This is a genomic window from Rhizobium sp. R634 (genome assembly GCF_002211305.1).
GTDB lineage: Bacteria > Pseudomonadota > Alphaproteobacteria > Rhizobiales > Rhizobiaceae > Rhizobium.
The window spans coordinates 889,382-902,610 of the sequence record NZ_LOKW01000001.1 but is presented as its reverse complement, the minus strand read 5'-3'; the positions used below and the strand labels follow the sequence as shown (position 1 = coordinate 902,610).

Below are 13,229 nucleotides of genomic sequence, written 5' to 3'. Positions count from 1 at the left end.
CAGTGTCGCCGCTCGACTTTTCCCCGTCATCTGCCGTCACTGCATCCGCTCCCGCATGGAAAGCCACATTGGAAGCCCTCGAAAAACAACCCGCACTGAGGCAGGTCGCTTCGTCTCCACTTTATCTGGGTGCAGCAATCGCCATGTTCCTTTCAGGCATTGGGATGTCGGCCGCAGCCCCGCAGATAGTATTGTTCCTCGTGAGAGAACTTAATGCGCCGATCGCCGCTGCCGGCCTCTTCTACTTGACCAACTTGGCAGCACCTGTTGCCGGTTATGCAATCGGAAGCTTCTCCGATCGAACAGGTGACCGGCTCAGTCTTTTTCGCCTATGTGCTCTTTCGGGTTTCATCGGCTGGGCCGGGATCGCGCTCTCGATCAGCAGTTGGATGCCCTTTGTGATGAATACATTCGTGCTGGCATTTTCAGGAGCAGCCGCCTCGCAGCTCTTTGCTGCGATTCATGACGAGATCCAATCCAAAGCGACGGTGGCGAGCGACGACATTGTTTCCATCGTGCGTATGGCGCTGACCGCCGGCTGGGTTGTCGGTCCCGTGGTGGGGTCGTGGATAGCCGCACAGTTTGGAATTCGAGCAATGCTGTGGTTTACCGCCTTGTGCTTTCTGCTTCAAATTGCCCCTTTAGGCACACTCGCCACACCGTCGCCGGCAAAATGGCCGGGAACAACGGCAACGCCACTCCGCCATCGAAATCTAAAGGAGATGCTGCCTCTCCTGGGTTTCACTGGTCTGTTCGTCCTCGTCTACGCGGGAGAGTCGATCAAATATGGCTTTCTTCTGTTGTACATGGACGAGGGCCTGGGTCTTGACGCTGCTACACGCGGGGCGGTCATCGGAATTCAGCCTCTTGTAGAGCTGCTGATTATGCCATTTACCGTCCTCCTCGCACGCAAAACAGGCATGCTTTGGCTGATGTGTGCCGCTGCGGTCCTTGGAGTTCTCGCCAACATCTGTTTTGCGGCTTCGAGCAGCGTCATGGGTATGTTCACGGGGCAAATCCTCATGGGCGGCGTGTGGGGCGTATTCGCTGCATTGGGCATTATTGCCGCTCAACGATTGCTCCCGACGGCTGTGGCAACCGCGTCAGCCATATTCATGAGTTCTACCGCGCTTAGCAGTGCGCTTGGCGGAGCCGCTGGCGGGTTGGGTGTTGCCCAATTTGGCCTTCCACATGTGTTTTTCCTTCCTGCGGGCTTTTCCACCTTGGCTGTTATAGGCCTGGCATGCATGGCGAGGTCCATGAAGCTCACATAGCTCTGGACGGGCGTAGAAAGGTGAGAATGTCTTTATCGGATCGGTGAGAAGGTTGAGGACATGACAAGAAACGTTATAGCGCTGCAGCTGTATTCGGTTCGCTCACTAGGCCCGCTCGAAGATCAGTTGGCTGCGACCGCTCGCGCGGGTTTTAGAGCCGTCGAACTCTTGGAAGAGCATTTGGCTGAGCCCCGGGTGCTAAAAGCCATGCTGGACGCACACCATCTTTTGGCGCCATCCGCCCATGTGAGTTATCCGGCATTGCGCAATGGCCTCGTGCGGTTGATTGACGTATGTGAACGTTGCCAGATCAAACAGTTGTTTGTGCCTGGCGTTGCCTTTGACGCGCCGAGGACTAGCGCCCGTGGCTGGCGCTTTATGGGATCTGAATTGGCTCATTTAGCTGAGAGCTTGCACGGTGCCGGGATCGGGCTCGGTTATCACAATATGCGCCAAGACTTTTTGCCGCTCGCAGACGGGCGCATTGGCTTCGAGATCTTGATTGCGGCCGCTCGGGGAAGCTCATTGAAGTGGCAGGCGGATATTGCCTGGATGAGCCGAGCGGGCATCAACCCGGCAGATTGGTTGCGAAGACATCGGGGCATCCTCGTATCGGCTCACATCAAGGACGAGGCGCCCGTCGGAACTCACGAGGACGAAGACGGTTGGTCTGAAGTTGGTGGTGGAACCATGCTATGGCCGTCACTATGGAAGACAGCAACCGAGTGTGGTGCTTGGTTGCTTGTTGTTGAGCACGACAATCCGCGCCACCCACTGGAATTTGCGAGACGAAGCCTGAGCTACCTTAATCGGTTCAACACTTGAGCCACGAGCTCATGGTGGGCATGGAGGACAAACGTTGTGATCTTAGAATACCGGATTGACCATTTCTCGCTTCTCGTCAAAGACCTTGCGCGAAGCATCAAATTCTACACCGACGTGTTTGGTTTCGAGGTCATTGCGGAAACCAGCAATGAGAAGATCCGCTGGCTCAAAATCGGCGGCAGCGACACGATCCATTTGAGCGAAGGAGATACAACGACCACGTTGCTGAAAAAGGATACGCACTTCGCCTTGCGAGTGAACGATCTCGACGTGTTTCTTGCCGACATGCAAATCAGGGGGATTGCGTATTATGATTGGCCAGGGAATATCCACAAGGTTGGCGAACGGTTCGATGGTTATCGACAAGTCTATATCCAGGATCCCGATGGATACTGGATTGAGGTCAATAATCACGGTCCTTGACTCATGTTGCCTCCACGCCGCTGCGCTGTTTTCGGTATATAGGTCGAGCTAGACGCCGTGCTGGACCTCCGTCAGCTGGCGACAATCGTCGTTGATAATCGCTTTGTGATCGCAGCCGCTATCATAACTGGTCCAATGGCCAAGTATGCACTCTTCTGCTGTTTCTGATTTGATCGCCGGCGCTGCCATGACCGAAGTCGATATCTCGAAAAACCAAGGATGTGCGTTGGCTATGCGTGATCTGAACCCAAGTCGAGCTCATCGTGGACCGGAAAACTCGGAAAATGAGCTGACGCACAATGATGCACGCAACGCTGCTTAATGACCATTGAGGCGTGGGTTTGCGAAATTGTGGTAGAGCCGCCTGCGATGTAAAAGACGGTTGAAAGCCCTGTTCGCGATCGCTGCTGGCCTCCATCGGGTTCTTGCGCATAGCCATCGCTACTCCTCCCCGGGCTTTCCTCGGCCTTTTTAGGGCCGATTTTGCTGCCGTTGAGGTCCTCTCAACGGCAGCAGTTTTTCCACTGTAACAACGAGGAAACGCCGAGGCACACTTCATTGCCCCAATGCGTTTTCTTGCAGGTTTTGTCTTGCTATTTTGCGTTATCCAGCATAATAATGCACAAAATCGCAAGGAGTACGGCTGTGCGACCATTGTCTGTCGTTTTCGATATTGGGGGCGTTCTCATCGACTGGAATCCCCGATACCTCTACCGCAAGCTCCTTCCGGACGAGGAGAGCGTGGAAGCTTTTCTTCGCGATGTCTGCAGCAACGAGTGGAACCAGCAGTTCGACGCAGGCCACATCTTTTCCGAGGGCATAGCGGCGTTGGCCGCGAAGCACCCAGAAAAGGCGGACCTCATTTCGGCGTTCTGGGAACGATGGCAAGAGATGCTGGGTGGCGAGGTTCCTGGTACCGCCGACATCTTGCGGCGCCTGAAGCGCGAGAACGTGCCGGTTCACGCTATCTCTAATTGGTCGGCGGAGACCTTTCCGATTGCGACCAAACTCTACCCTTTCCTTCACCTCTTCGACGTGCTTGTCGTCTCGGGCCGAGAAAAGATGATCAAGCCAGGAGAGGAGATTTTCCAGCATTTCCTGGAAAGGTCCGGCCTCGGCGCAAAAGACTGCATTTTTATTGATGACAATGCGGCAAACGTTGCCGCCGCCAACGAGCTGGGCTTCCATACGGTCCACTTCTCAACGGCAGAGGATCTTGAGCGGCGACTTGTCGCGCTCGGTCTACTTTCGCAATCCGGTCTGTGCCCATGAAGAACAGACACGAAGTCGTGCCTACGTCTTCGCCGGAAGAACGCCAGGCCATCCTGCTGGAGAGGATCAATAAAGAGGGCCGCGTGGTGGCAACAGCAATCGCCCGCGAACTCTGCGTCTCTGAAGATTCGATCCGTCGCGACCTGAAGGAACTCGTCGATGCCCGGCTGGTGCAGCGATTCCATGGCGGGGCAATGCGCCTTTCCGCACCCGTCCTCGATTTCAGGCGGCGAGAAGCCTTGGATGCGCCTGACAAATCAGCGATCGGGCGCGCGGCGGCGGCCAGCATTCCTAACGACGTGACAATTTTCGTCGATTCCAGCACGACTGTTCTCCACTTCTTGCGCAACCTGCCGCCGACGTTGCAGGTTAGGATCCTGACGACGTCGATAGACATCGCTGCTGCCGCACTCGACCATCCGATTGCCGACGTCACGTTCCTCGGCGGCAAACTCAACCGCCTGACACGGAGCGCCACCGGAGCGCTCACAGCGGAGGCCGTGCGGGGCGTCCGCGCAGATATCTGCGTTCTCGGAACCTGCGGCATCGACGAGAACCTCACACTGAGGGCCGACGACATTGAGGATGCCTTTTTAAAGGCTGCGATGATGAAGGCGGCTGGAAAGACGCTTCTCCTGGCTTCACACGACAAGCTTGGCCGCAATGCAACTTACGAAGTTGCGCCGATCTCGACGATATCTACGCTCTACACCACAACGACGAGCGAACCGTTGATCTCGAGGATAAGAGAAGCCGGTGTCGAGGTTGTCGAGGCCAGATCAAAAGCGGACAATTCTACAGGAGAAAAATAGCTCATGAATTTCACAATCCGTCAGGATGCCCATGCTGTCCTGCTGCCAGCATTCGCCAACCTCGACTTCGACGAGGTAATGGTACCGTTTGTTGAAAACGGCGGCTGGTCCATCCTGATCGGAGAAACGCGGGCTGAATATGTCGCCAGATCGATGTCTGACGACCGCCTGCGATCCGAGACGGCTGAGATTTTCGCGGCACGTCTTGAGAAGCTGACGAGGCTTCGGCCTGAGCTGATTGTAGCCGTCGATCAGGAGTTGGCCGGAATCGAGCGTCTCAAGGGCATCGTCCCGGAGCTGCCGTGTCTCGACGAGGCCCTTGCGATGGACAGACGGGAACTCGAAAATCGCTGCTTTGAGATGGGCGTCGCCGCCCGAGCGCTTGGTGTCACACTCTTTCTCGCTCCGGTAGCCGATGTCGTCACTGGCACGAACCCGTGGCTTGAAAAGCGAACGATGAGTTCCGACCCCGTCGCGGTTGCGCGTCTGGTAGAGACCTTTGTCACGGGGGTCCAACGCGCCGGAATTGCTTCGGCGACCAAGCATTTTCCAGGCTTTAACGATCTCGCGGGAGATCCGGCTGTCGAGGACGTTGCTCTTGAAACGCCGCTGGAGGAGATTTTGGGTAACGCGGCAACTTTCAGAGCGGCGATTTCCGCCGGCTCGAGGGCGGTCATGGTCGGACCGACGGTTGTTCGCTCGATCGATCCAAACGAGCCCGCCTGCACGTCTCCTGCGGTCATCTCTTTGCTGCGAAAAGAGTTCGGTTTTTCAGGTCTGATCGTCAGCGACGACCTCGACGCTCCTGCAACCATGCGCCATCGCTCGCTCGCGGAGACGGCAATCGCGGCATTGATCGCAGGCGCCGATCTTCTGCTGGTTGCAGGGAGCGCCGATCTTGAAAAGCTCTCCTCAGCGATAGTCGATGCTGTCGAACGCGGCACACTCCCAGGGACACGACTGGCGGAAGCTGCTGACCGGGTTCGCGGGATGCCGACGACATGACGGCGGTTCGCGAGAAGACCTTTTCCAGCGCCAGTGATCACCATTCTTTGGTCGTCTTGCCTCCACCATCGCGGGCCTGCCGTTTCCTGCCATGAAGCTCAAGCTTTCACTGTCGCGTCGAGAGATGATCGCCATGCGATTGGCCGCTGGGCAAAACGTGGTCGCCGCATCGCTGGCGATCGAATTCAATGTGTCTGAAGACGCCATCCGGCGCGATCTTCGCCTGCTTGCGGCGGAGGGCCGTTGCAGACGGGTCTATGGCGGCGCGCTGCCGATACCAAGCTCCTCCCTACCCTTCTCGATGCGGCTGACTCAGGATCTGAACGAGAAGCACAGACTTGCGCGCGCCGCAGCGCGGACTATTGAGGCCGGTGAGCTTGTGTTCCTCGATAGTAGCAGCACCAACGTCGCACTGGTCGACTACCTTCCGACCGATCGCCAGGTCGCTGTGGCGACGAATTCGATCGACGTGGCATTTGCCGTCAAGACGAGAGCAGCGTTTCCTCTCATTCTGGTGGGCGGGCAGGTCGATCACGCAATTGGTGGCAGCGTCGATGCCGCGGCGGTCACGTTTCTCGAAAACACGATTGTGGATCGAAGTTTTGTCGGAGGCTGCTCCGTCTCAGCCGAATATGGAATTCGGGTCCACCACTTCGGCGAAGCCCAGTTCAAAAAGACCCTGCTCAAGAACAGCCGAATAAGCATCATGATGACGACATCGGGCAAACTCCATGAACACGCGCCGTACAGGATCGGCGACGCTGGTGACGTCGGTAATTTGATCATCGACGAGACGGTCGACTCCAGCGAATGTGATGCGCTCGAACGCGCCGGTTATCGGATCATCCGCGCCGAATAATACTTCAAGGCCGCCGAAGCCTGATAGGCTGCGTCAGCGACTTCACCTCGAGAGCCTGTTCGATGAGGCTCGAGGAGAGGCTGCTGTCCTCCTCCAGCAATTCCCGCATTGTCCTGCCGGTGGAGAGGATCTGCTTTGCGAGTTCCGCCGCCTTCTCATAACCGATGAGCGACGTTAATGCGGTTGCAAGCGCCGTACCCGCTTCAAGGTTGTGCCGGCACGTCTCCTCATTGGCGACAATGCCGGCGATGCATCTGTCGGCCAATGTGCGGAAAGCACTCGTCATCAACGATATCGACTGAAGTAGATTGAAAACAATGACAGGTTCGAAGGCATTCAACTGCAGTTGCCCGCCTTCTGCAGCCATGGTGACGACGAGATCAGAGCCGATGACCTGAAAAGCAACTTGGTTGACGATTTCAGGAATGACGGGATTAACCTTGCCAGGCATGATCGACGACCCAGGCTGCATGGGGGGCAGCGTGATTTCCCCGAACCCGCCGCGAGGCCCGCTCGAAAGGAGCCGGAGGTCATTGCAAATCTTCGAGATCTTGACGGCAGTTCGCTTCAGGGTGCCGGAAAACAGGACGAAGGCGCCGGTATCCCAGCACGCTTCGACAAAGTCGCTGGCCGGCCGCAGAGGCACACCCGAAACCGTTGCCAGTTCACCAATTGCCGTTGAGGCGTAGCGGGGGTCGGCGGTGATCCCCGTGCCTATTGCGGTACCGCCCAGGTTAACCTCGTGAAACAGGCCCACCGCCTCAGTCATTCGTGACATATCTTCCCGTAAGGTCACTGCAAAGGCGGCGAACTCTTGGCCGAGCGTCATAGGAACGGCATCTTGAAGCTGGGTCCTGCCGAGCTTAACGATACTGCCGAACTCCCCTGCCTTGCGATCAAACGAGGCCGAAAGATATTCCAGCGCGTCGAGCAATTTCCGTGTCGATAGGACAAGGGCCAATCGGATCGCAGTGGGATAGACGTCATTGGTCGACTGGGACAGATTCACGTCGTTGTTCGGATGAATGACGTCAAATCGCCCGCGCGGCAGACCAAGGTGCTCGAGCGCGCGATTCGCGATCACCTCGTTCATATTCATGTTGGTGGATGTACCGGCGCCGCCCTGGAAGACGTCAAGAATGAACTGATCGGCAAACAACCCTTCGGCAACCTCGTCGCACGCGCGTATGATCGCGTCCTTCTTGTCTTCCGATAGATCTCCAAGGATGAAGTTGGCACTGGCGGCTGCCTTCTTAACATACGCGAGAGATCGGATAAGGTCGGGGTAGTGGCCGATTGGAATTCCGGAGATCTGGAAATTTGCGATCGCCCGCGCCGTTTGAGCCCCGTAATAAGCTGAAGCCGGAACTGGGACAGGTCCGAGCGAATCCGCCTCGAAGCGAATGCTCGATGCTTCAGGCACCAGTGCTGCGTCTTCCATCTTCAATCCTCAACGGTTGTCGATGAAGGATAAATTGTGAATCTCCTCGATCAAATTTCGCTGCGGTGAAAAGCGATGAGCAGCATGACGCAATTAACGCGAAGGACCGCTCGTTTTTATGCCTTGGCGCTCAACAAGAATCTGGCCCGCAGAAGCCTCCGCTCCCCGTGAGTCTTGCCTGCGTAGCCGCTGTGCCAACGGATATCTTCGCAAATTGACGCAACGAGGTAATCATTTTGCGCCGGTAATCGTGTCATCGCGCAATGTATTTGGAGCGCCCGAAATGGCTTGATGTAATCATCTCCATCATTCGGGATACATGATCGTGCAGAACCAGACCAGAAACCTCGCATTTGCAGACGATTTCATCTCGGCAAAGCTCGTAGAAAACGTCGTCGATCTTGACGTCGAAGATGCTGTCGTTGTCAACATCAGTCCGTCGCCGATGATTACCGGCATCGATCATCCTGCAATCGTGCCGGCGTGGAAATCAACATGGTTGAAGGGTGGAAGGATCAAGTCAGCCGAGCGAGCTGCATTGATCAAGGTCCGCAAGGCTACCAATTTGGGCGGCGCTCAGTTTCGCGGATGGGACTGGCTCGGCAACAGAATCCGCAGCTTCCCGCGCGACACGCCGCTGTTCATCTCGGCGCAGGACGAGATCGGAACGGTGACGGTCGACCCCAAGGTGTTCACAAACGAGCACGCAGCGCCAGCGACCGAGCAGCACTTCACGCTCAAGCTCAATCTCTGGTGGGCGCCAGGTGACACCGACTGCTTCATCCATAACGAGCACCCCTTCCTTGAGGTCCATACGCAGATCCATGGGGTTGGTCGCATGCAGAAATTCCGCGAACGCGATCAGGGAACGCTCTACGAAGATGTCGTCATGCCGATCGGCTATTCACACGACCCGTTCTGCCGGGTTACCGGCGAAAACCAATGGACCTATCCATGGCACCGCTACTACTCCGACACCGACTCGGTGTGGCTTGCCGTCGAGCTTCACCCTTGAGCGACGACTGAGCACAGGGGACGTCAGGACATCTGAATCATGTCTGAGCCATCGCCAAGATATTGAAGTGCCTCGCGAGGGATCGCCGGATCGTTCTTGTCCATGACCGTGATCCCCTTCAGCTGCTCCCTCTTCAATAAACCCGGTCCCCTGTAGTGTAGTGCGACCTTAGTCGAGTAAGGCTGACGAAAGACGGTCGCCGAGATTCCGCTTGAAATACCGAACATGAATTTCTTGGAATTGCGCTTGACCTGAGCATAGACGCCGAAAGTAAGTTCGTTCGATTGTATGCCCTCGAAATCGGCTGTGAATATTCGGTCCGCGACAGGAAAGCAGAACCCGTAATATTTAAAGACATATTCCATCTTTTTGGGATCGTCGAAGCTTGGGAAACGCTCGACGTAGTAATGCTGCAGGAACTGGTTTGCCCTGTAAATGCAGAATGCGGACTTCAACACGAAGCCCTTGTAGATAGAGGAGAATTGGTAGCGATCGTAGACGCCGACGATATCGCTGTCCGGAACGGAATCTTCGACAAGCATGGCGGAGACGAAACGCGCAAATTCCGGCAGCTGCCTGACCGCCGACATGGCATGAAAGAAGTTGCCATCGACGAGCGTCCTAAACTCCTCGGGGTCGGAAAACAGGATCGGCACGCTCAAGCCGAAATAGTTCGCAATAATACGCATATTCGCCGCCGCAGGCAGATGGGCACCCGACAGATACTTGTTGAATTGCTGGCGATTGACCTTGATCTTGCGGCACACGGCCGCCACCGATCCTTGGCGATCGCACAAAGTTCTCAAGTTCGCGGCAAATGACGCCGGATCGTCCACTATGTAGTTCATGACCCTTACCGAAAGCTCACAGCCTGAAGCATTGTGACGTGAAGTATACGCCACTTTGAGAACATCTTCAAGCCGTTGCGAAATTGCTCCGAGAGGAATCCGACCGGATAATGCCTAATGAAGCGCAAGGGAATCCATCAGTTGGCAGGAAACGACAGACTCGGTTGGGCGATCATGGGCACGGAAACCATCGCGACCGAGCATATGGTTTCCGCGATCCGCTCGATCGGCCATCAGCCGCTATGGGTCGTCAGCCGCAATGCCCATTACGCAGGCACATTTGCCGGCGATCTTGGCATCCCCAATGCGACCGACGACCTCGAACGAGTATGGGCCGATCGCGAGGTGCGTTTCGTCTATGTCAGCGCCACCCGGGAGCGGCGCTCATTTCACATTGCTGCGGCCGCAGAAGCGGGGAAACACATTCTTTGTGATGGCCCGATCAGCAATGAGCGTGAAGAGGCAGCCCGGCTCGTCGCGCTCTGTCATGACCTCAAGGTCACGCTCGCCGTTCATCACATTGCGCGCGCCTCCAGCGTTCATCAGACGATGAAGCGGCTGATCCGCGAGGGCGATATCGGCCAAATTCATTCGATTGTCGTGGCGCGGGGCGGCGCATTTCATCCTTCACCCAATCGCCGTGGTCAGCTCGCCAATCTGGAAGGCGACATCTTCTTCGATGCGGCAATCGAGGACATCGATCTTGTGCGGTTCTTAACTGACGCCGAGCCTCGTCGAGCCATTGGGATTTCGAAGCAGGTAGGAGGTGGTCCGCAACACCTTGCCTTCATCCTTGCGATGGATGACGGCTGCATCTTCCAAGCACACGAAAGCTTTTTGACCGCCGAGATCGAAGACACGGTCATGATTGCGGGATCGAAGGGATCGCTGACCGCCAGTGGGACGCTCTATGGTCGCGGATCCGGCACTTTGACGCGCAGGATCGGCGGCAAGAACGAGCTGATCCCGATCCGCGACAAGGACGTGCACGTGGCCGCCATTCAGGATTTTGTCACCGGGCTTCATGGAAGGCCGACCTGGCTGTCTACTGGCGCGGACAGCGTCGCAAACCTTGCCGCCATTAACTCCATCATTACGTCAATCCGATCGGGCGACGTCGATATTCAACAGTTAGGCACGGCATGAGCAGAGTTGTCCGGCTGTTCCGCAACGAGCTCGCGCATCCGGCATACCAGCAAGGAGAGAAATGGTGAGAAACAGAGATCAGATCATTCTTCATTCTCTGGTCGCGCGGCATTCGACGTTAGCGATTGACGTCGAAATTGCACGGCAGGCGGGCTTTGATGGCTTGGAAGCGTCTGGTGACAAAATCGCGAACTGCCTTGACGCCGGCTTATCAAGAAGCGAGCTCAAATCCCTTGTTGGCGATACATTCATCCCGGGCATCGGCTTCCTCATCGATATTGAGCGCCAGGGGGATGACAAGACCAAACTGTTTGCTGAAGCAAATCGTCTGTTTGAACTCGCGGTTGCCGTGGGCGCGAAGGGCGTCGAAGTCATTACAGGACCTCTGAGTCTCGAGGTCGCGCGTGGGCAACGAACGGCGGCAGATCTTTACAGGGGTTTGGTCGACCTTCCAGAAGATGAACAGGTCGACCTTACCGCTTCCAATCTGCGGGAGCTGTCGGAGATAGCCGCCGAACACAACCTCATCCTCTATCTCGAAGCGCTGTCCTGGACACCGCTCAATACGATGGACAAGCAGCTCAGGGTTATCGAGAAAGCGGGCCGCGATAATCTGCGGCTGCTCGTGGATTTCTGGCATTGCTACACGTCCGGTGACACGCCGGAGAGAATTGCCAAGCTCGACAAGGAGCTCCTCTACGGCATTCATGTCTGCGACTCCCTGACGTTCGATGGCGGCGTTCCGGATGAGCCTGTACTGCGTGACGTGCCCACCGGCGAAGGGGTGCTCAATCTTCAGGAGTGGACGGATGCAGTCAGGGCAACCGGCTACGAGGGATGGTGGAGTTGCGAGCTCTTTTGCCGGCGCAATCACCAGGAAAACAGTTTTGCGGTCGCTCGTAGACTTAAAGACCTGATGAGTAATTTGCTGGGCCGCTAGGGTTTTAACTTCGACGGCGGACTTGACTGTTCCAGCCTGGCCCGCCGAGCACCACCTTTCTGCGAAATATCACGGGTGTCTCCATGTTGCTTATCCAGCCAGCACGAACAGGCGTGCTCCGGCGCATAGGCTCGTCAAAACGGGCAAGATGTTGTGCTTTCTTCCTCGCGGCCGGAATAGGCATCGGAGCCTGGGCTTCCAGTCTTCCGCTTGTTACGACAAGGCTTGCGATCAACAAGGGAGAACTTGGCTTCCTCCTTCTTGGGTTCGCACTGGGCGCGATTGTTCTGATGGTGACGATCGGACAGTTCATCGACCGACTGCAGAGCGACAAGCTCTCGCTTGCGGGCTGCGTGGTATTCGGGGCGTGCATCCTTTCGATCCCGTTGGCTCCCAGCGTCCTGGCCGCGGCACTTCTGATCCTTGCGGCAGGCGCCGGTTTTGGAACGCTGGACGTCTCGATGAACACCGAAGCCTCGCACCTCGAACGGACATCGAAACGGCACCTGATGTCCTCCTTCCATGGGGTCTTCAGTGTCGGGGCGCTCCTGGGCGCCCTTCTTGTCGGCCAGTTGGTTTCGATCGGTGGCGGGTTGAACTTATGCCTCGGCATTGCCGGCTCAATCGTCGTCCTCGTCGCCTTCGGCTCACGTCTGATTGCACGAAAACGGCCACTTGAACAAGGCATCGGCCGTACTCAGTCGAGTGCGATAAAGGCAATAAAACTCGGCCCTGAACAGCTGGTTCTTGTCATTATGTTCGGAGCCATCGCCTTCCTCTCCATGTTGGCCGAAGGCGGCGTGATGGACTGGACTGCGATATTTCTCGTCACCGAACACGGGGCCTCCGAAAGCGTTGGAGCCTATGCCTTCGCAACCTTCTCCGCGACGATGGCACTCGGACGGTTTGCGGGCGACTTGGCGACGCGGCGCATTGGGCATGTCAATGTCATTCGCATCGGCGGTGTGGTCTGCGCTGTCTCAGTCTTGGTCGTTGTCGTGTCGAGCAGCATTAGCGTTACGCTGTTTGCCCTTGGTTTCTGCGGGATTGGAGTAGCAAACCTGGTTCCGGCCGTCTTCGCGGCCGCCGGTCATCTCGGAGGGGATTCGGCCGGCAGAGCAATGTCGATCGCCACGACGATGGGCTATAGCGGGCTGCTTCTTGGGCCGGCGCTGCTTGGCTTTGTCGCCGAGCATTCAAGCCTGACAACAAGCTTCGGCGTAATCACGGCCGGCTTTGTTCTTGTCGCCGTCGTCGGTTTCGCGGTCGGCAAGCGCATGGCGCTTCACGGGCTCAAGCTCCGACACGAACCCTGATGGCGGCACCGCCGGGTTCTGCTCGAACCTTTGATGGAACGGACCCCGTCGCG

At 56.8% G+C, this 13,229-nt stretch carries 14 protein-coding genes; 11 read left to right on the top strand and 3 right to left on the bottom strand.

What is annotated here, in order from left to right:
• Positions 1-68 precede the first annotated feature (68 nt).
• Genes ATY77_RS04075 through ATY77_RS04065 form a run of 3 tightly spaced genes read left to right on the top strand, consistent with a single transcriptional unit; the run spans position 69 to position 2,522 of the window.
• Positions 69-1,274, top strand: coding sequence for an MFS transporter (locus ATY77_RS04075; RefSeq protein ID WP_088686178.1), 1,206 nt, complete (start codon positions 69-71; stop codon positions 1,272-1,274).
• A 60-nt stretch (positions 1,275-1,334) separates the two neighbouring features.
• Entirely contained in the window at positions 1,335-2,099 is a 765-nt protein-coding gene (locus ATY77_RS04070) for a sugar phosphate isomerase/epimerase (RefSeq protein ID WP_088686177.1), read from the top strand.
• Between the two features lie 36 nt (positions 2,100-2,135).
• Positions 2,136-2,522, top strand: a complete 387-nt coding sequence (locus ATY77_RS04065; RefSeq protein WP_088686176.1) for a VOC family protein — start codon at positions 2,136-2,138, stop codon at positions 2,520-2,522.
• Between the two features lie 121 nt (positions 2,523-2,643).
• On the opposite strand, the gene ATY77_RS32370 is transcribed toward ATY77_RS04065, so the two are convergent.
• Positions 2,644-2,961: a hypothetical protein gene (locus tag ATY77_RS32370; RefSeq protein ID WP_141103908.1), complete on the bottom strand. Its 318-nt coding sequence runs from the start codon at positions 2,959-2,961 to the stop codon at positions 2,644-2,646.
• A 179-nt stretch (positions 2,962-3,140) separates the two neighbouring features.
• On the opposite strand from ATY77_RS32370, the gene ATY77_RS04060 reads away from it, so the two are divergent.
• From ATY77_RS04060 to ATY77_RS04045, 4 genes are all read left to right on the top strand, one after another.
• On the top strand, positions 3,141-3,794 hold the full coding sequence (locus ATY77_RS04060; RefSeq protein WP_348627665.1) for an HAD family phosphatase: 654 nt from the start codon (positions 3,141-3,143) through the stop codon (positions 3,792-3,794).
• Positions 3,791-4,606 (top strand): DeoR/GlpR family DNA-binding transcription regulator, encoded by an 816-nt coding sequence (locus ATY77_RS04055; RefSeq protein WP_088686175.1) that lies wholly within the window; start codon positions 3,791-3,793, stop codon positions 4,604-4,606. Before ATY77_RS04060 ends, ATY77_RS04055 begins: the two co-directional genes overlap by 4 nt.
• A gap of 3 nt (positions 4,607-4,609) precedes the next feature.
• Positions 4,610-5,611 (top strand): glycoside hydrolase family 3 N-terminal domain-containing protein, encoded by a 1,002-nt coding sequence (locus ATY77_RS04050; protein ID WP_088686174.1) that lies wholly within the window; start codon positions 4,610-4,612, stop codon positions 5,609-5,611.
• A gap of 91 nt (positions 5,612-5,702) precedes the next feature.
• On the top strand, positions 5,703-6,470 hold the full coding sequence (locus ATY77_RS04045) for a DeoR/GlpR family DNA-binding transcription regulator (protein WP_088686173.1): 768 nt from the start codon (positions 5,703-5,705) through the stop codon (positions 6,468-6,470).
• Between the two features lie 4 nt (positions 6,471-6,474).
• Here ATY77_RS04045 and ATY77_RS04040 read toward each other — a convergent pair whose 3' ends face one another.
• A complete protein-coding gene (locus ATY77_RS04040; protein WP_088686172.1) occupies positions 6,475-7,911 on the bottom strand; it encodes an aspartate ammonia-lyase in 1,437 nt (478 codons plus the stop codon).
• Positions 7,912-8,230: 319 nt separating this feature from the next.
• Here ATY77_RS04040 and ATY77_RS04035 point away from each other — a divergent pair, with 319 nt between their 5' ends.
• Complete coding sequence (locus ATY77_RS04035; protein WP_190237575.1) at positions 8,231-8,926, top strand: hypothetical protein; 696 nt, start codon at positions 8,231-8,233, stop codon at positions 8,924-8,926.
• A 23-nt stretch (positions 8,927-8,949) separates the two neighbouring features.
• Here the strand turns inward: ATY77_RS04035 and ATY77_RS04030 are convergent, their stop codons facing one another.
• Positions 8,950-9,774 carry a helix-turn-helix transcriptional regulator gene (locus ATY77_RS04030; protein ID WP_088686171.1) on the bottom strand — a complete coding sequence of 275 codons (825 nt, stop codon included), beginning with the start codon at positions 9,772-9,774 and terminating at the stop codon, positions 8,950-8,952.
• Positions 9,775-9,891: 117 nt separating this feature from the next.
• Here ATY77_RS04030 and ATY77_RS04025 point away from each other — a divergent pair, with 117 nt between their 5' ends.
• The 3 genes from ATY77_RS04025 (at position 9,892) to ATY77_RS04015 (ending at position 13,176) form a co-directional block, all read left to right on the top strand.
• Positions 9,892-10,920, top strand: coding sequence for a Gfo/Idh/MocA family oxidoreductase (locus ATY77_RS04025; RefSeq protein WP_245314281.1), 1,029 nt, complete (start codon positions 9,892-9,894; stop codon positions 10,918-10,920).
• Between the two features lie 61 nt (positions 10,921-10,981).
• On the top strand, positions 10,982-11,860 hold the full coding sequence (locus ATY77_RS04020; protein ID WP_190237574.1) for a sugar phosphate isomerase/epimerase family protein: 879 nt from the start codon (positions 10,982-10,984) through the stop codon (positions 11,858-11,860).
• Positions 11,861-11,943: 83 nt separating this feature from the next.
• Complete coding sequence (locus ATY77_RS04015; protein WP_088686170.1) at positions 11,944-13,176, top strand: MFS transporter; 1,233 nt, start codon at positions 11,944-11,946, stop codon at positions 13,174-13,176.
• Positions 13,177-13,229 lie beyond the last annotated feature (53 nt).